The following is a 17,316-nucleotide window of genomic DNA, read 5'->3' on the forward strand; positions in this document are numbered from 1 at the left end:
TCGATGAGGAAGAGATGCTAAGCCCCATCGCCGGAGTGATTCTGGCCGGCGGCCGCGCCAGCCGGATGGGTGGCGCAGACAAGGGAATGCTCACCATCGGTCACTCGACCCTGCTTGAACGCGTGATCGGGCGGCTGGAGCCGCAGGTGACCGCATTGGCGCTGAACGCGAACGGCGATCCCTCCCGCTTTTCGCCGCTTGCCCTCGACATCGTCGCAGACCCCCTGCCTGAACAGGTGGGCCCGCTAGGGGGCATTCTGGCCGCAATGCGCTGGGCCGCAGCGCATAAAATACACTTCAGGCGGGTCGTCACCGTTGCCGCCGACACCCCGTTCTTCCCCGAAGACCTCGTTCGCAGCTTCCTCGAAACTGCCGGAGACAACGAGGAACGCATCGTTTTGGCGGGATCCGGCGGCCGCCCTCATCCGACATTCGGGTTGTGGCCCACCGGGCTGGCTGACGATCTCGCAGCTCATATTTCTTCAGGCCAGCCGCGCCGCGTCACAGCCTATGCGATTGAAAAGCATGGAGCCGCAATCGCGGACTTTGCCTTCAGCGCCGGCTTTGACCCCTTCTTCAACATCAATACGCCAGAGGACCTGGCAGCAGCACGCGGCGCTGCCGAAACGGGGCCTCTGAAAGGCGAACAAGCGGGAAAGCAGGAATGAACGCGAAAGCCGTGTACGGCATTGTCGGCTGGAAGAACTCAGGAAAAACCACACTGACAGAGCGCCTCGTGGGCGAATTGGTGGGCCGTGGCCTGCGCATTGCGACACTCAAACATGCCCATCACGACTTCGATATCGACCGGGAGGGCACGGATTCATTCCGTCATCGCGCGGCCGGTGCTTCGGAGGTTGCCATCGTCTCAGGCCGCCGCTGGGCCCTGATGCACGAACTGGGCGAGAATGCAGAACCGTCTCTCGATGAAATGCTTGCCCGTCTTTCCCCGTGTGACCTCGTCCTGATCGAAGGTTTCAAGCGTGAATCTCATCCGAAGATCGAATGCCGGCGCCTGGGAGCGAAAGACACGGCCCCGCTTGCCGATAAAGATCCGGCAATCGCAGCAATTGCCAGCGATCACGAGACGGAAACGCAGGGCCTGCCGCGTTTCGATATAGATGACGTTCGGGCAATCGCGGATTTTATCCTGCGCAATACAGGCCTGACGAGTTCTACAGGATGAGCGACTACTGCGCGAAGCAGCTTTGCAGTTGCAATCTCGCGTGAAACGATGGGAATATCCGGGTTCAAAATCCGTAGCCGCCTGATCGGCAAACGGAAAACATAACAGAGAGGAACCCGAATGCGTATTTCAAGACGTGTCGCACTTGCCCTCCCGGCCGCGTTTCTTGCCTTCACCCTGGGCGCTGCCAATGCGCAGGGCATGAAAGTAAAGATCGGCACCGAAGGCGCCTACCCGCCTTTCAACAACCTGACATCGGATGGCAAGCTTGAAGGCTTCGACATCGACATCGCCCGGGCGCTCTGCGAGGAGATGAAGGCGGAGTGCGAATTCGTCACCCAGGACTGGGACGGCATCATTCCCGCACTCCAGGCCGGAAAATTCGATGCGATCATCGCTTCCATGTCGATCAATGAGGATCGCAAGAAGGAAGTGGATTTCACCGACAAATACTACAACACCCCGCCCGCCATCGTGGTGCCCAAGGACAGCGACATCAAGGGCGTGACGAAGGAAGATCTGGCCGGCAAGACAATCGGCGCGCAGGGTTCGACAACCCACTCCACCTATGCGGAAAAGACCTTCACCGACAGCGACGTGAAGCTCTACCCGACGTCGGAAGAATACAAGCTCGACATCATCAACGGGCGCCTCGATGCCGTCATCGACGACGTGGTGGTGCTTGACGAATTCCTGAAGACGGATGACGGCGCCTGCTGCAAGATCGCGGGCACGCTGACCCCGATCGAGGAAATTTACGGACCTGGCATCGGCATTGCCGTCCGCAAGGGCGACAATGACCTGCGCGAGAAGCTGAACGCCGCAATCAAGGCCATTCGTGAAAATGGAAAATACAAAGAAATCAACGAGAAGCACTTTTCGTTTGATGTTTATGGCGACTAAGCTTCGGCATTTATGATTGCCTTCGAGGCGGGCGGCGCAACAAACGATTGCCGCCCGCACAATTATCCCGCCACAGAAGCGGGCAAAGCCGGTAGGGGGAAAATCGGCATATGGAAAGGGTATTCACCCTCTTGAGCTTCGGCCCCGAGGGCTGGGGCGACAATATCGCGGCCGGCGTCGTCATCACTGTCTCGCTCGCCTTGGCAACGCTGCCTGTCGGCCTTGCACTCGGTTTTCTCGTTGCCTTGGGAAAGCGTTCGCCGGATCGGTTCCTCCGGCTTGCCGCCAATATCTACACAACCATCTTCCGCGGGCTTCCCGAACTTCTGACACTCTTTCTCGTCTTTTACGGCGCGCAGATCGGCCTTCAGAAGCTCATCCATTTTTTCGACCCGGCCGCCAGCATAGAAATCAACGCGTTCGTTGCGGGAATGGTGGCGCTTGGCGCTGTCTTCTCCTCCTACGCAAGCGAGGTCTTCCTTGCCGCATTCCGCGCCATTCCCAGTGGCCAGTATGAGGGAGGGTATGCGGTAGGTCTTTCTTCGAGCCAGACAATGCGGCTGGTCATCGCCCCGCAACTCCTGCGTCTCGCCCTGCCCGGCCTTTCCAATCTCTGGCTCATCCTGATCAAGGACACCGCGCTCGTATCGGTGATCGGCATCGCGGATGTGTTGCGGCAGAGCCAGGTTGCCGCTCGCGTGACGAAGGAAGCGTTTCTGTTTTTTGGCCTTGCCTGTCTCATCTATCTGGCGCTCGCCATGCTCTCGTCGATTGCCATAGCCGCCATCGAACGCCGGGCTGAACGCGCGGGAGCGGTGCGATGACGGCTGCGCCTGGCTCTCTTACCCCCGCCGAACGCCCGCCGGTTCAAAAGGCTCCGTGGACGCATCAACGCACCCTCGGCGTCGTGCTTCTGTGCATCTGGGCAGCACTTGCGCTCGCCGTTGCGGCCTTCATGGTGGAATCCTGGAATCCGACGCTCTTCGAGCGCTATGCCCCGCGCTATATGTCCGGCCTTTGGATCACCATTCAGCTTGTGGTCCTGTCAGTGATTTTCGGCGCGCTTCTGTCGATCCCTATTGCCTATGGGCGCATGTCGGAAAACAGGTTCCTCTCCGCCCTCGCCTACGCCTATGTCTACTTCTTCCGCGGAACGCCGCTCCTGGCGCAGACCTTCCTGATCTATTACGGCCTCGGGTCCTTCCGCCCCGAACTCCAGGCAATCGGTCTGTGGAGTTTTTTCCGCGATGCCTGGAATTGCGCGCTCTTCGCCTTCACGCTCAACACCGCCGCCTATCAGGCGGAGATATTGCGCGGCGCCATAGGGAGTGTGGGGCGCGGCCAATGGGAAGCCGCCTCGGCGCTCGGCATTCCGAAGCTTCTGGCCATCCGCAAGATCATCATTCCACAGGCCATGATCGTGGCCTTGAGGCCCTATGGCAACGAAGTCATCCTCATGATCAAGGGATCCGCGATCGTTGCCATCATCACCGTTTTCGACCTTATGGGCGAAACCCGCCGCGCTTATTCCCAGACGTTCGATTTCCAGACTTACATCTGGGCCGCGCTGATCTATCTTGCCCTCGTCGAACTATTGCGCAATCTCATCGACCTGATCGAGAAGCGCATCACACGGCATCTGAAGCGCTGACGGGGCGCCAGATGCCGAGCATAGCATTCAGGGAGAATTTCAAGGCATGGCTGACGTAGCATTCATCGGACTTGGCGTCATGGGATACCCGATGGCCGCCCATCTGAAACACAAGGGCGGGCATTCCGTAACGGTCTATAATCGCACATCCGCCAAAGCCGACAAATGGGTAAGCGAACATGGCGGCGGCGCGGCTGCGACGCCTAAGGAGGCAGCAAGCGGCAAGGACTTCGTCTTCGCCTGCGTGGGCAATGACGAGGACCTGCGGTCCGTCACCCTTGGCCCCGACGGAGCCTTCCAGAGCATGAAGAAGGGTGCGGTCTTCATCGACAACACCACGGCGTCGGCCGAGGTCACCCGTGAACTCGATGCGGAGGCCACAAAACGCGGCATCCATTTCCTCGACGCCCCCGTCTCCGGCGGGCAGGCCGGTGCGGAGAACGGTGTCCTGACGGTCATGTGCGGCGGTGACCAGGCCATCTTCGACAAGGCAAGCCCCGTCATCGAAGCCTATGCGCGCATGGTTGGTCTCATGGGACCTGCCGGCGCCGGCCAGCTGACCAAGATGATCAACCAGATCTGCATTGCGGGTCTCGTGCAGGGTCTTTCGGAAGGGCTCCACTTCGGGCGCAAGGCGGGTCTGGACATCGAAAAGGTCGTCGACGTCATTTCCAAGGGGGCTGCCGGCTCCTGGCAGATGGAAAACCGCCACAAGACGATGAAGCAGAGCAAATATGATTTCGGCTTCGCGGTGGACTGGATGCGCAAGGACCTGGGCATCTGTCTTGCCGAAGCTGACCGCAACGGCGCAAGCCTGCCGGTCACCGCCCTCGTCGATCAGTTCTACAAGGACGTGCAGAAGATGGGCGGCGGACGCTGGGATACTTCCTCACTCCTCGCCCGGCTCGAAGCCGAATAGGAACCGGATACGCAGGCAGAAGACGCTGTCCACCCTGCCGCCGCGCCGTGCATCTCCCATGAGGCACGGCGCCGGCATCCTTCGCTTGGGATATGACCGGCAGGTATCCTGGCCTGAAGCGGACGTTCAAGCTGAAGCGCTTGCTCCACTTTCCTTGTCGAGCACGAGATAGTCGAGCGGTAATTCGGTCGTGTTCTTGATCTGCTCCATGGCAAATGTCGAGGAGACATCGCGGATTTCGATCTTGCCGATGAGCTTCTTGTAAAACGCATCATAGGCAGCGATGTCGGGCACCACCACGCGCAGCAGATAATCCACATCGCCGCTCATGCGATAGAACTCGACCACCTCGGGAAACTGCTGGATCACCTCCGAGAAGCGCTTCAGCCACTCATGGCTGTGCATGTTCGTGCGGATCGAGACGAACACGTTCACCTTGGCGTTGATCTTCTCGGGATCGAGGATCGCCACCCGGCGGCGGATGACCCCTTCTTCCTCAAGCTTCTGGATGCGCCGCCAGCAAGGCGTCGTTGAAAGCCCGACTTTTTTTGCAATGTCGGCAACGGCAAGGGTCGAATTTTCTTGCAGCAGGCGCAAAATCTTGCGGTCGAGGCGGTCCATCACGGTCTCCGAGGAAAATACTTTCCTAACATGGCCATCATAAGGCGCTTAAACAAGAAAGATTTTGCCACAAAAACTGAAATGAAGGTTGATAATTCCCTATTTCGGCCCAACATACCGCCGAATTTGCTCCCTCAGCACAGGGAGCAGATCAGCCTCGAACCAGGGATTCTTTTTCAGCCAGCCGGTATTGCGCCAGGAAGGGTGCGGCAGAGGCAGGACACGTGGCCTCGCGTCCCGCTCGAAGAATCGCCGCCAGTCGTGCACCGTATCGGTCAGTCTCGCGTGCCGGTCCGTACCCAGATGCCAGGCTTGCGCATATTGTCCGATCACCAGCACAAGCTCGATCTGCGGCATGTGCTCCAACAAGGTGTGGCGCCAGGCGGGTGCACATTCGCGGCGCGGGGGAAGATCTCCACCCTTTGCATCGAGGCCTGGAAAACAGAATCCCATCGGTGCAATGGCGAAATGGTCAGGATCGTAGAAGACCTCCCGGTCGACCTGCAGCCAATCGCGCAACCGGTCCCCCGAGCGATCGTCAAAGGGAATGCCGGACGCGTGCACGCGTGTTCCAGGTGCTTGCCCTGCAATCAACACCCGCGCCCTGTGCGATCCCACCACCACGGGACGAGGCTCATGCGGCAAAGGCGCAGCGATGGGCTCTTCCACGCAAATGCGGCAAGCCCTGATTCGGTGGAGCAGCTCCTCGAAGGTTTCGTTCATCGCCGTCTTCGATCAAGCCTTAGCGCTCGGTCGCCCCGCAACCGTGTGATACCAGCGCGCCACATTATCGAGTCCTTCCGGAAGGGTGAGCTTTGCGGGCTTCATGAAATCGATGCTGACGAGCCCGGTGATATCGGCAATCGTGTAATCCTCACCGGCGATGAATGGCTTGTCGGCCAGATGTCCATCCAGGAATTTGAGAAATTCCATCACCTTGGGCCGGTTCGCCTCTCCCCATTCGGCAACCTGCGGCACCTCCCATTCTTTCATCGCAGGGTGCAGATGCCGGAAAACCTGGGCAACAGGGAGGAAAAGATGAAACTCCATACGCCGTTGCCACATCTCAACGAGAGCGCTTCCGAGCGCACCTGTACCCATGAGAGGGGGCTGTGGATGGAGCATCTCGAAATAACGGCAGATCGCCACGGTTTCCGTGAGAATCGTTCCGTCATTCAGCTCCAAAACCGGCAACCGTTGCAGAGGATTGCGGCTCGTCATGGCATTGGAGCGATGCCCCATCTCGCCCATGTCGACCGGCTCGATCGGGACCTCGATCCCCTTCTCGGCTAGAAAGATGCGCACCCGGCGCGGATTGGGTGCACGCCCACCATCGAAAAGCTTCATGTCGTCTCCTCACTCCAGCTCTTGATCAGGCCTCGAAAAAACTCCCGCAGGCGCTGCAGCAGCCCCGCCTCCCTTGTTTCGTCGGCTGGCCCACCATGTCTTGCACGCCAGTCACGTGGCGCATCGAATGTGCCATCCCAGATTCCCTTGCGCGCCCGCCGAGCCATGGCTTCCTCGCGATCGTAATCGCCATAGGCAACAGCCCCGCCCGCCTCCACGAGCGCAGCGCCGATATCCTTGCCGTTCACCGAGCAACGCGCCAGAAGACGTTCGTAGCGGTCACGTTCATATCCCTCGCACACCACCTTGCCCGATGACACCAGCCTCTGCAGCATAGAACGTGCCTCACGGCCGCAGGAATAGGCCACGCCGTTCCTGCTGCATGTCTGCGAGTATTCCGGCGCATCAAGCCCCTTCAAACGGATGCGCTCGCCCGAAAGAGTAAGCGTGTCGCCATCATTGACCGTGACCGCGCCCGAAAGGCTGACTTCTGCCTGACGTTGAAACCTGTCCACCGCCAGCACAAGCACGCCGATCAGGATCACGGTGGTCAGCACATCCGAAAGACGCCACCATGGGCTGCGCTTGCGCGGATAACGGCGGCGGCGTTTCGTCAACAGAAGGGTCTCTTAATCATTCCGCGATAGCGTGGCGGCGAACAGCGTGAACGTGATTTGGGGCGATGACGCCGGAACCTTCAAGAACGGCCGACAAATTTATTGTGGACCGCACCCGGCCGCATCGCAACAGCAATGTGGACCGGACAGTGCGCCTCACACGCGACCGCCTGTCCGAAAAGGCGGGCACTCCCGATTTCAATCGCGACATGCTGCAGTTGCATGCGCGCTCCGTGCTGAAAAATGCGGTCGCTCTCCCACTTCTCGTCATCGTGCTTTGCCTCGCGGGATTTGCCATTGGCGCCGGTGCCGAAGCGCCCGGCTGGGCACTCGCAACAACACTTCTTTACGCGCCGCTCTACCTGATGGCGCGCCGGACGGACCGCCTCTCCCGCAATGAAATCGAGGCAGAACGCACCCGGCGCGGCTTCTTCCTGGCGCATTTTGTCAGCGGGCTCGGATGGGCCTATTTCGCCTTTCTGGGATGCACCGAATGCGGTGCGACCCAGTTGCCCGTGTTCCAGGCTGTGGTGCTTCTCGCCGTACTCGCCGGCACAGCCATGATCAGCGCTTCGCTTGGCGGCGCCCTCGTGGCCGCATTTGCGCTGCCGGTCTGCATCTTCGCATTCCGCGCCGCCAGCCAGCACGATCCCGCCCAGATCGCTATGGCGATCCTTGTGTCGATCTCGCTGCCCTTCTTCGCCTATGTGGCGCAACAGCGCGCCCGTTCGGCACTGACACTTCTGGCCTTCGAGCGCGAGAAGGACGGCCTTATCGGCGAACTCGAAACGGCCAAGGCCCTCTCTGACGAGGCGCGCCGGCGCGCCGAGGAAGCAAATCTTGCCAAATCCCGTTTCCTGGCCTCCATGAGCCATGAATTGCGCACCCCACTCAACGCCATTCTAGGATTTTCCGAGGTGATGGCCGGCGAGGTTCTCGGACCTCTCGCAAACCCGACCTACCGTGACTATGCCAAGGACATTCACGCCTCCGGCAAGCATCTTCTGGAACTGATCAACGAAATCCTCGACCTGTCGCGCATCGAAGCCGGCAGATATCAGCTCAACGAAGAACCCTTGATGCTGGGCGATGTGATCGAGGAAAGCTGTCGTCTGATCGAACTCAAGACGCAAGCAAAGAACATCCGCCTCAGCCTGCAGGTGGAACCGACGCTTCTGCGGCTTTTCGCCGACGAACGTGCCATTCGCCAGATCGCCCTCAATCTGTTGTCAAATGCGGTAAAATTCACACCGAGTGGCGGTGAAATAAGCATTCGCGTCGGTTGGACCGCGGGCGGCGGGCAATATGTCGCCATCAAGGACAATGGTCCCGGGATAGCCGAGGATGAACTGCCTGTTGTTCTGGCCGCGTTTGGTCAGGGTGCCATCGCCATCAAAAGCGCCGAACAGGGCACGGGACTGGGTCTGCCCATCGTCCAGGGCCTGACAGACCTCCATGGCGGCGTCTTCGAACTGAAATCGAAGCTGCGCGCCGGCACGGAGGCTATAGTCGCCTTCCCGCGCAGCCGCGTGATGGAAGAACTGCCGGCAATCCCGCAGGAGCGCAAAAGCGCTGCGGCAGGCAGAATCTGACTTTCTGGAAAAGTTGCCGCACGCGTTTCAATGCAGCAAGCAAGAAGATGGAGAGCCGTGCGACCAAAAGGACGCACGGCAGTAAGATATGCTAGCTCACGCGCCGGGCGATCTCAGCAGCGCCACCGGCAAGAATTGCCGCGGATTTCAGCACCCCGGCAGCCATCGCAGAAGCGCATCCCTCGCCTTCGGCGATTCCGAGATCGATGACCGATGCAAGCCCCAGGCGCGACGCGGCCTGCGCTTCCGCCGAGCTTCCGGCTCCCGCCAGCATACAATGCGTGATGGACCCCGCCGACATCTTGTGCAGAACGGCAGCAGCAGCGAGCGCTGCAAGGCCCTCAAGGACGACAGGAATCTGCTGCGCCCGAGCCGCCAGTATGGCCCCGGTAAGTGCAGCGATATCGCGACCGCCAAGCCGCCGCAGAACTTCGAGTGGATCATCGAGATGGCCGTCATGGCTCTGCAGCGCCGCCTGCACGATCTTGGCAGCGTCCGAGCCGAGCGCTTCTGCCTTTTCACCATGCAGGGCGCACAGAACCGCAAGGGCGGCAACCTTGCTCTGTTCACCGACCGCTCCGACACACAGAAGATCCCCGCGTTCAGCAGTCGCTTCCATGCCGAAGGCGATGGTAGCCGCGCAGGCGCGCTCATCGAGCGCATCCTCTACGGTGATATCGCCCGAAGGCAGGTCCAGCGCCAGGTCGAACACGTTGAGAGCAAGATCGTTCGCGACGCAAAGATGCGACACCGCCGCAGCTCCCGCGGCAACACTATCCACCCGCGCTCTCTGGGCGGCCAGCGGGTCGGCACCGGGTAAATAGAACCCATGCGTCGAGGCGTAAAGGGCGATACCCGCCTTGCCGACCATCGGCGGCACGCGCCCGCGTGTTGCAGCGAGCCACAGCGCCAGATCCTTCATGCGCCCAAGACCGTTTCCGCCGTAACCTGCACGCGCAAAGGCTTCGGCCATGCGAACGCTGTCAGTACGGTCGGGAGCTTTCAGTTCCCGTAACAGGTCGCGCACATCGTCAAAGGGCATTCCGGAAACGCTCATGAAAGTCCATCCGATTGAAATCCTGCGACGGCATAACCGCCCCCGCCGCCTCATGCAATGGCCACCGTGACGCGCATGCCCGGCGCAACGCACTGTTTTCATGTGCAGCGATCAACGCCTCAGCCTTGCGCACGCCCTCCGAATGTCCCATGTGAAAGTGGATGGCAGAAATCCGATCCCCTTGCATTCTGGTCTGTTCGCTCGATCCCGTGACGAGCTTCTGCGTCGGCTGCGGACGAACCGGCGCCGAGATTGCCGGATGGGTCGCCATGGCGCCTTCCGAACGGGATGCCGTCATGGAAAAGCTCCCCGCAAGGCTTCAACGGCTCGGCAATGCCGGGCATGGGGATCACCCGCGACGTCCAGCGACAAGGCGCGAGTGATCATGCGGCTTTTCTGGATATTGATGGCAATTCTCGGCGCGGGTCTCATCCTGCTCATCGCGAACAATGATGCCGGCTCCATTCTGGGGATCGAGAACAATGTTTTTGCCGGAGCGCTTTATCTCTCCCTTTGGGGTGGCGTTCTGCTTCTCGGTGTCTTCGGCGGCGGCATCCGGCTTCGCGAAGCAGCCCGTTCGATTGCCTTCTGGAGTTTTCTGCTTCTGGCGCTGGTTGCGGTCTATCAGTACCGTTACGAACTGCAGGACGTCGCCCACCGGGTATCAGCTGGCCTCGTCCCTGGAAGCCCCATCTCGCTTGGCAGCGAAAACGGCTCGGCACATGTCCTCCTCGAACGTGCTCCAGGCGGCCACTTCGAAGTCAGGGCGCAAATCGACGGAAAACCCGTGCGCATGCTGGTCGACACCGGCGCGAGCGGCATCGTTCTTACCTTCAGCGACACAGAAGCGATTGGCGTTAAAACGGACGGACTTGCCTTTCACATTCCGGTTTCCACCGCCAACGGAAACGCGCTGGTTGCCCGCGCCCGCATAGACACGCTGGAGATTGGCGCCATCGTCCGGCGAGATTTGACCGTCTATATCGCCCAGCCCGGCCAGCTCGGACGCAGCCTTCTGGGCATGAGCTTCATCGACACGCTTTCCGGTTTCGACCTGCGCGGCGACCGCCTCATCCTGCGCGACTGAAACGCAAAATGCCCCGATCCGGTGGATCGGGGCATTTGCACATGCACATTCACGAGGCGTTATTTATAGACCGGTCCCGACAGCGTACTTGCGGGTGCCCCTGTCTCTGCCCTCGTCTCAATTTCCAGGCGATAGCGACCGCCGACGTTGCGCCATTCGTCGGCTATGAGCTTGCGCACGGCCTTCAGCCTGCGGGCCACGAGCTTGCTGCGGCTGTCGGCACCGTAATAGCTCAGCCGCAGAACCGATGGCTCCTGGTCGAGCACCGTGATGAGCCGGCTCACACGCTCCCGCCATTCCGGCCTGAGCTCGATCATGCCGCGATCGAACGCCTCGTCCGTCAGGTCCAGCCGCACCACACGCCCGATCGAGGCGCCGAACGAGAACTCCGACGCCTTGCCCGCCGTCAGGCGAACAACCCGCGGGTTCTCCGTCGTTATGCGATACCCGGAAGGAAGAGACCGCGGATCGAGCTTCAGGATGTAGTTCGTGCCGATCCGCTGGTCGGGAAGCTCAGCACAGGCCACATGGAAGCGCCCATGCTGGTCGGAGGTCACGAGCAGGCCCTTCACCGTCGCAACCCGCACGCCGGGAAGTCCCGGCTCGCCCGCATCCTGGTAGCCGTTGCGGTTCTTGTCGTCGAACACCTTGCCCAGGATGTCGCCGCAGTCGAACACCGCCTCGACAACCACCTCCACCACTGCTCTTGCAATGAACGAGATCACATTGCCCGTCAGATCCTCCACCCACGCCCGGTTCACATATTCGTCCGGCTTGGCCGCTGCCGTCACCGCCAGCGTAAGGCCGATCTCCACCGCCTGTTCGTTCTGCAGGGTCACATTCTCGAACACCAGACGCCGGCCCTCCACCTTCGGTGTCGCGGGATTGCCGTCAAGCGTTGCCGTCCCCGACACATAGGCAAACCCCACCGGCGTCTGGTCCACGATGTTCGTCACCATCGAGCCGGAAAGCCCCAGCGGCTTCACCCGGATCGTGTACGGCACCCGCCCGCCGCGCCGCACTTCCGACAAGGGCGTCATCTTGGTGATCGCGAAGCCGGGCAGGTTCACAATGGCCATCGCCTCGGGTGCCTGGGCCTTGCGGCCCTTCAGGCCCGTCCCTTCCGCTGTCGCCTTGTTGACGATCCCATCCTCCACATTCTGTGCATTGGCCACATCCGCATCGCTCAGCGTATAGCTGGCCGTGAAGTCCTGGCTCTGGCCGGGATCGAGATTGGCGCTGGCCGGCGAGAAGGCCGACAATGCACCGGTGGCCGGTTTGCCGTTGAAGGTCGGGCCCGGATCCGCCGGTTTCACATCGCTCGCCGGCACATTGCCGTCATTCGTCACGGTGAAGGTATAGAGGATCGTGTCCCCGGCCTCCGCGAAGCGGCCGGGAGCCCCCTGGTAGGCCCCGCTCTTCTCAAGAGCCAGAGACAGCTTCTGCGGCAGAAGCGTCACCGTCGGGTTGTCGGACTGCCCTTCGCCTCCCACAGTCCCGCTGCTGTCAGGGTCGTTGGAGATGTCGCTCACCGGGTCCCCGTTCGGCGCGCTCCCCGTAACAAGGGCCGTCGCGTCGATACGCCCGTCCTCGATGTCGGCCGCCGTCAGCGGGTGGCTCGCCGTGAACGTTCCCGTGTCTTCGGCACCGGGCAAAAGGCTGGAAATAGGCCCCCCTGAAACAGGAACGGCAGCCAATGGAGTGATATCGGCCGGCACCACGATATCCACGGAGCTTACATCCAGGCTCGCAATCGACAAGCCTGACAGCGTCACATTGCCCGTATTGATGATGCGGAATGCGTAGGTAACGGTCTCGCCCGGTTCCGGGAACCCATCGCCATCCAAGTCGACAAGCGTATCCACCAGTTCGAGCTTAACCGAAGGATTGGCCTCGAAGGTAATGACCGTCGTATCGCCGGGCGCCCCGTCCGGCGGACGCGAAACGGCCGTCACATCCTCGCCCTTGGGGTCCTTTGCTACAGCGCTCGCCGTGTTCTCGAACGAGCCGCTGTCCACATCGGCCTGCTGGATCGTGTAGCTACCGGTTGCGCTCGTATCGCTATCCCCCGGTGCAAGCGGGCCGGCGATCGGGCTCCCCGAAACCGTCGCCTTCGAATCCGTCACAACGATGTCCGTCAGGCTCACATTGCCCGTGTTCGTAACCGTGAACGCATAGGACAACGTCTCCCCCGCATCCGCAAACCCATTTCCGTTCGCATCGTTCAGCGTTACATCCTTGACGAGGTCGAACTCACCCTTGCCCTCGACCGGGAAGTCCGTCGATTCACCGGGATTGCCGCCCGGCGGACGCGAGGTCTGCGTGATGTCGTTACCCTTCGGATCCTTCGCAGTCGCAGTCGCTGTGTTCTCCACATTGCCGCTGTCGATATCAGCCTGCGTCACCGTATAGACGCCCGTTACCGATGTGGCATCCACTGCCCCCGGCGCAAGCGTCGGGATCGGGCTGCCGGAGACAGTGGCTTTCGAATCCGTCACCACCACATCCGTCAATGTCGTATTACCAGTGTTCTCCACCGTGAAGACGTAGTTGATCGTCTCATTCACGTCGACGCGGCCATTGCCATTGGCATCGTCATGCGTCGCTTCCTTGACGAAGTCGTAATCGGAGACCGTTTCAACTTCGGGAAATCCGGAAGGGTCGCCAGGATTGCCGCCCGGAGGAGCGGACTGCTTCGAGACATCGTTGCCATCTGGATCCTTGGCTGTGGCCGAGGCCACATTCTCGATCTTGCCGGCATCGATGTCGGCCTGCGTGATCGTGTAGACGCCCGTCACCGATGTGTTGTCCACCGTCCCCGGCGCAAGCGTCGGGATCGGGCTGCCGGAGACCGTCGCCCGGTCATCCGTCACTGTCACATCCGTCAGTGTGGTGTTGCCGGTGTTCGTAACGGTGAAGGTGTAGTTGATGATCTCGCCCGCATCCATCAACCCATTGCCGTTGGCATCATCATGCGCGGCATCCTTGACGAAATCGTAGTCGGACACCTTCTGCACCCCACCAGGTGGCCTGGTCGGATCGCCTTCCGTGCCGTCCGGCGGACGCGATTGTCTGGAAACATCATCGCCATTCGGGTCCTTGGCCGTCGCCGAGGCGACATTGTCGAGATCGCCCGCATCGATATCGGCCTGGGTGACCGTGTAAGTGCCGGTCACGCTCGTGGTATCGACGGCTCCGGGCGCCAACGGTCCGGCGAGCGGGCTGCCCGAGACTGTCGCCCGCGAATCCGTGACCACCACATCGGTCAGGGACACATTGCCCGTGTTCGTGACCGTGAACGTATAGTTCATGACCTCGCCGGCATCGATCAGCCCGTTGCCATTAGCATCGTCATGCGCTGCTTCCTTGACGAAGTCATAGCTGGCATCCATCGGGGTCTCCAGGCTCGTCGAATCGCCTTCCGCGCCATCCCTCGGACGCGACTGCTTCGAGATGTCGTTGCCCTGCGGATCCTTCGCCGTCGCCGAGGCGACATTGTCCACGCTGCCCGAGGCCAGGTCCGCCTCGGTGACCACATAGGTGCCCGTCACCGAGGTGTCGTCTACCGCGCCCGCGGCCAATGTCGGGATGGGGCTGCCCGATACGGTCGCCTTGGAATCCGTCACCGTCACATCGGTCAGCGTCACGTTGCCGGTATTCTCGACCGTGAACGTATAATTGATCACCTCCCCGGCATCCGCCTGCCCATTGCCATTGGCATCATCAAGAACCCCTTCCTTGATGAAGTCATAGGAGGGATTGCGCACGAGCGTCACGACGGTGACGTCATCGGGTTCTCCATCGCCGTTCGCATCGACATCGGTCGAGTCGGATGGGTCGTCGGACAAATCCGTCACAGCCGTACCGTCTGAAGCCGTGCCTTGCGCGCTGGCCTGGTTCTCAAATCGCCCGGCATCGATATCCTCGGCAGCCAGAACATGTACGGCAGAGAAAGCACTCGAATTGCTGTCCCCCGGAGCAAGCGAAATCGCTCCGCCGGAAATCGGAACATTTGGATCGGTCAGGGTGATGTTGTCGATGTTGAGGCCGCCGGTATTGGCGACGGTGAAGGCGTAGTCGATGCTTTCGCCCACATCTGGCTGTCCGTTACCGTTGGCGTCGTTCAGCGTTGCGGTTTTCTGAAGTTGGAGACTTGCGGCTATCGCCAGAACGGCGCAGCTCGATGGCGGCGGGTTCGCTGAACAATCCGGCGGTGTCGTACCCGTCTGATAGGCCCCGTTCGAAATCCTGGCTCCGGGAGGCAGTGGATCGACGACCGTGACAATCGTCGTCAGCACGAGGGTACCCGGCGTCGATCCGACCTGCGCTGGAACTGTCAAGTTCGACCAGGTGACGGTGCCACCGGGCGATCCCCCCGCATGGCTTCCGCCATTGTCGGAACTCTGATGGGTGGTGTTCGGATCGAGATTATCGGTTACACCGTAATTCGTAGCATCGGTACTTCCATTATTCGTCAAGGTAATCGTGTAGGTCAGCTGTTCGCCGGGCTCGGCAATTCCATTGCCATTGGCATCCGTTACCGTCTTGTTCGGCTCAGCCACCGCTGCCGGAGTAGGCTGAAAATCAAAACTGCTTGTGACGCTGTCGTTCGAGGTGTCATAGTCGACATTGGCAGGATTGCCGTCTCCATCGGGAACGGAGCGTCCCAAAGCCACGCTGAAATCGTGCGTTCCGCCCGCGGTCGGATAATCCACGGCCACCGGAATGTCGAAGCTTTTCGTGCCACCGGAAGCGCCGGGACTTGCCGCAGCGGCAAGCGGTGACGGATCGAGCGCGCAGGTGACGAGCTGTCCGCTCACCGCGCAATCGGCCGGCAATGTGCCGTCGACCGACCAACCCGCGGGAAGCGTGGCGACCAGGGTATAACCGTCACTTCCGGTTGCTCCAGGTCCGTAATTCGTCGCCGTCATGGTGAGAGTCTGCGGCTCGGCATAGCCCGTGAAAGTCGCCGGCGGCGTCATGGTCACGGCGATATCCGGCCGGCCGGCAACCGTCAACGTACAGGTGTTGTCCTGACGTAGTGCCAATGTCTGGCCCTGCGCGCAGGACCCCAGTTCCACATAGGTGTTCGTGTCAATTCCGCTTGGGCGCTGCCCTGCAGTGGCACCGTAGTCAGCACCATTGTGGACATAGAGTTCATACATTTCCTGAAATTCGGCAGCATCGTTGGCGGAAACGCTCGCATAAGGCAATTTTCCGACGCCCTCGGTCATGGCCGTGCTGTTTCGGGTCAGATCCACGAGCCAGCCTGTGCCACCGATCGATTGGTCCCAAGCGAAATTGTCGAAGGTCAAATGGGCGGAATGGCGCGCCTGGGAGAAATTAGCGCATCGGGCCTTGATGCCGTCATACCCCACGCCGCCCAGCTGGATGGCATAGCCATAGGTGACGTCCTGTGAGCCGCAGAAGGGGCCGCGGGAGGTGTGCGTGCCATTGTTTTCAACATTGCCGGCGTCACGTCGAACCACCGGCACTGACGAATCGAGTTGAATCCAGTCTCCGGCTGCAAGCATGACGGGACGACATGCGATGCCCACCTGGCTCGCCCAGCGGTCACCGCCCGCATTAGATATCCGATCCCGTCCATAAAAATAGAAGGCGATTTCGCCAGCCGGGCATGTCGCGGTTTGCGGGGTGCCTGAATTTGCATATGCGCGGCCACTGACAGCGGATGGTACGCCCAGCGTTACCGCCGTGCCATCTGTGGTAATAGACGCGCATGATAGATCGACTCTACCGGTCATGCCAATCGCGGTCGTGGTTCCGCTGACGATGTCCGAATGGGTAACGCCGACGAGGAACTGGCCGGCGGGGCATGCTGTGGAACCCGTTCCGTTTTTATCGATGCCGATCAAACCGCTGATGGCTTCACCTTGAATTCCAATTCCCTGCTGTGCGAACGCTGGCCCCGTCTCAATCATTGCCGCAGCAATGCCGCATACCATCAGCACCAACATTGAGGTCACGTACCGCCGGAAAGGACCCACTTCCCTGAGAGAAGTTGAAACAGACTCCAGATCACGCGTACCTGCCAACAATTTGCAACGATGAGTTTCTGAATTCGATGGTAATATCTGAGGCAGGTAGAGCATAATATCCTCGTTCGAGTAATCGATTCTAATTGCCCCCGCAGAAGCGACGACACATCAGCAAACACTGGGATAGATAAAGCCCTCTCCGCCAGTTTCCGGGAGGTATTGTTACTGTTGGGAGTGACACGAAAGGCCAGCTCCCAAACTCTGGAAGAAACGCACCCACAGGCTGGTTTCTATCTGCTTCTTGTTTGAACACTGGTTTCGACCCTCGCCTCGATAT

General features: G+C 60.5%; 15 protein-coding genes. 9 read left to right on the forward strand and 6 right to left on the reverse strand.

The genetic code is table 11. From position 1 onward, the window contains the following. Nucleotides 1-14: 14 nt before the first annotated feature. The 6 genes from mobA (at nt 15) to NA8A_RS03495 (ending at nt 4,659) form a co-directional block, all read left to right on the forward strand. Nucleotides 15-668 (forward strand): molybdenum cofactor guanylyltransferase MobA, encoded by a 654-nt coding sequence (gene mobA / locus NA8A_RS03470; RefSeq protein ID WP_009755968.1) that lies wholly within the window; start codon nt 15-17, stop codon nt 666-668. Continuing rightward, nucleotides 665-1,186, forward strand: a complete 522-nt coding sequence (mobB, locus tag NA8A_RS03475; protein ID WP_009755969.1) for a molybdopterin-guanine dinucleotide biosynthesis protein B — start codon at nt 665-667, stop codon at nt 1,184-1,186. The genes mobA and mobB overlap by 4 nt, the downstream gene beginning before the upstream one ends. 120 nt (nt 1,187-1,306) lie before the next feature. Then, nucleotides 1,307-2,089 carry an ABC transporter substrate-binding protein gene (locus NA8A_RS03480; protein ID WP_009755970.1) on the forward strand — a complete coding sequence of 261 codons (783 nt, stop codon included), beginning with the start codon at nt 1,307-1,309 and terminating at the stop codon, nt 2,087-2,089. A gap of 110 nt (nt 2,090-2,199) precedes the next feature. Further along, nucleotides 2,200-2,913 (forward strand): ABC transporter permease, encoded by a 714-nt coding sequence (locus NA8A_RS03485; protein WP_009755971.1) that lies wholly within the window; start codon nt 2,200-2,202, stop codon nt 2,911-2,913. Further along, nucleotides 2,910-3,740: an ABC transporter permease gene (locus tag NA8A_RS03490; protein WP_009755972.1), complete on the forward strand. Its 831-nt coding sequence runs from the start codon at nt 2,910-2,912 to the stop codon at nt 3,738-3,740. Before NA8A_RS03485 ends, NA8A_RS03490 begins: the two co-directional genes overlap by 4 nt. Before the next feature lie 46 nt (nt 3,741-3,786). Then, nucleotides 3,787-4,659 carry an NAD(P)-dependent oxidoreductase gene (locus tag NA8A_RS03495; RefSeq protein ID WP_009755973.1) on the forward strand — a complete coding sequence of 291 codons (873 nt, stop codon included), beginning with the start codon at nt 3,787-3,789 and terminating at the stop codon, nt 4,657-4,659. 126 nt (nt 4,660-4,785) lie between these two features. On the opposite strand, the gene NA8A_RS03500 is transcribed toward NA8A_RS03495, so the two are convergent. The 4 genes from NA8A_RS03500 to NA8A_RS03515 all read right to left on the reverse strand — a co-directional run bounded on the left by NA8A_RS03500 (nt 4,786) and on the right by NA8A_RS03515 (nt 7,244). Continuing rightward, nucleotides 4,786-5,280: an Lrp/AsnC family transcriptional regulator gene (locus NA8A_RS03500; RefSeq protein WP_009755974.1), complete on the reverse strand. Its 495-nt coding sequence runs from the start codon at nt 5,278-5,280 to the stop codon at nt 4,786-4,788. A 99-nt stretch (nt 5,281-5,379) separates the two neighbouring features. Beyond that, complete coding sequence (locus NA8A_RS03505) at nt 5,380-6,003, reverse strand: uracil-DNA glycosylase family protein (RefSeq protein WP_009755975.1); 624 nt, start codon at nt 6,001-6,003, stop codon at nt 5,380-5,382. Nucleotides 6,004-6,015: 12 nt separating this feature from the next. Next, the gene (locus NA8A_RS03510; RefSeq protein ID WP_009755976.1) at nt 6,016-6,627 is read right to left on the reverse strand and encodes a glutathione S-transferase; all 612 of its coding nucleotides are present in this window, start codon (nt 6,625-6,627) and stop codon (nt 6,016-6,018) included. After that, nucleotides 6,624-7,244, reverse strand: a complete 621-nt coding sequence (locus tag NA8A_RS03515) for a thermonuclease family protein (protein WP_009755977.1) — start codon at nt 7,242-7,244, stop codon at nt 6,624-6,626. The genes NA8A_RS03510 and NA8A_RS03515 overlap by 4 nt, the downstream gene beginning before the upstream one ends. A gap of 65 nt (nt 7,245-7,309) precedes the next feature. Between NA8A_RS03515 and NA8A_RS03520 the strand changes: the two genes are divergently transcribed. Beyond that, nucleotides 7,310-8,836, forward strand: coding sequence for a sensor histidine kinase (locus NA8A_RS03520; RefSeq protein ID WP_009755978.1), 1,527 nt, complete (start codon nt 7,310-7,312; stop codon nt 8,834-8,836). Between the two features lie 91 nt (nt 8,837-8,927). On the opposite strand, the gene NA8A_RS03525 is transcribed toward NA8A_RS03520, so the two are convergent. Then, complete coding sequence (locus NA8A_RS03525) at nt 8,928-9,893, reverse strand: nicotinate-nucleotide--dimethylbenzimidazole phosphoribosyltransferase (RefSeq protein ID WP_040671694.1); 966 nt, start codon at nt 9,891-9,893, stop codon at nt 8,928-8,930. 161 nt (nt 9,894-10,054) lie between these two features. Here NA8A_RS03525 and NA8A_RS03530 point away from each other — a divergent pair, with 161 nt between their 5' ends. After that, nucleotides 10,055-10,276: a DUF1289 domain-containing protein gene (locus tag NA8A_RS03530; protein ID WP_009755980.1), complete on the forward strand. Its 222-nt coding sequence runs from the start codon at nt 10,055-10,057 to the stop codon at nt 10,274-10,276. Nucleotides 10,277-10,278: 2 nt separating this feature from the next. After that, entirely contained in the window at nt 10,279-10,980 is a 702-nt protein-coding gene (locus NA8A_RS03535; RefSeq protein ID WP_143087894.1) for a retropepsin-like aspartic protease family protein, read from the forward strand. A gap of 59 nt (nt 10,981-11,039) precedes the next feature. Here NA8A_RS03535 and NA8A_RS03540 read toward each other — a convergent pair whose 3' ends face one another. Next, nucleotides 11,040-16,958, reverse strand: coding sequence for a DUF7507 domain-containing protein (locus tag NA8A_RS03540; protein WP_009755982.1), 5,919 nt, complete (start codon nt 16,956-16,958; stop codon nt 11,040-11,042). Between the last annotated feature and the right edge of the window lie 358 nt (nt 16,959-17,316).

The sequence above is a fragment of the Nitratireductor indicus C115 genome (assembly GCF_000300515.1).
GTDB lineage: Bacteria > Pseudomonadota > Alphaproteobacteria > Rhizobiales > Rhizobiaceae > Nitratireductor > Nitratireductor indicus.

What these genes read in the sequence shown, in the direction of transcription:
- NA8A_RS03505 (WP_009755975.1), bottom strand. Translation starts at nt 6,003, where the DNA reads ATGAACGAAACCTTCGAGGAGCTGCTCCACCGAATCAGGGCTTGCCGC.
- NA8A_RS03510 (WP_009755976.1), bottom strand. Translation starts at nt 6,627, where the DNA reads ATGAAGCTTTTCGATGGTGGGCGTGCACCCAATCCGCGCCGGGTGCGC.
- NA8A_RS03490 (WP_009755972.1), top strand. Translation starts at nt 2,910, where the DNA reads ATGACGGCTGCGCCTGGCTCTCTTACCCCCGCCGAACGCCCGCCGGTT.
- mobB (WP_009755969.1), top strand. Translation starts at nt 665, where the DNA reads ATGAACGCGAAAGCCGTGTACGGCATTGTCGGCTGGAAGAACTCAGGA.
- NA8A_RS03500 (WP_009755974.1), bottom strand. Translation starts at nt 5,280, where the DNA reads ATGGACCGCCTCGACCGCAAGATTTTGCGCCTGCTGCAAGAAAATTCG.
- NA8A_RS03540 (WP_009755982.1), bottom strand. Translation starts at nt 16,958, where the DNA reads ATGTTGGTGCTGATGGTATGCGGCATTGCTGCGGCAATGATTGAGACG.
- mobA (WP_009755968.1), top strand. Translation starts at nt 15, where the DNA reads ATGCTAAGCCCCATCGCCGGAGTGATTCTGGCCGGCGGCCGCGCCAGC.
- NA8A_RS03485 (WP_009755971.1), top strand. Translation starts at nt 2,200, where the DNA reads ATGGAAAGGGTATTCACCCTCTTGAGCTTCGGCCCCGAGGGCTGGGGC.
- NA8A_RS03495 (WP_009755973.1), top strand. Translation starts at nt 3,787, where the DNA reads ATGGCTGACGTAGCATTCATCGGACTTGGCGTCATGGGATACCCGATG.
- NA8A_RS03535 (WP_143087894.1), top strand. Translation starts at nt 10,279, where the DNA reads ATGCGGCTTTTCTGGATATTGATGGCAATTCTCGGCGCGGGTCTCATC.
- NA8A_RS03530 (WP_009755980.1), top strand. Translation starts at nt 10,055, where the DNA reads ATGGCAGAAATCCGATCCCCTTGCATTCTGGTCTGTTCGCTCGATCCC.
- NA8A_RS03525 (WP_040671694.1), bottom strand. Translation starts at nt 9,893, where the DNA reads ATGAGCGTTTCCGGAATGCCCTTTGACGATGTGCGCGACCTGTTACGG.
- NA8A_RS03520 (WP_009755978.1), top strand. Translation starts at nt 7,310, where the DNA reads ATGACGCCGGAACCTTCAAGAACGGCCGACAAATTTATTGTGGACCGC.
- NA8A_RS03480 (WP_009755970.1), top strand. Translation starts at nt 1,307, where the DNA reads ATGCGTATTTCAAGACGTGTCGCACTTGCCCTCCCGGCCGCGTTTCTT.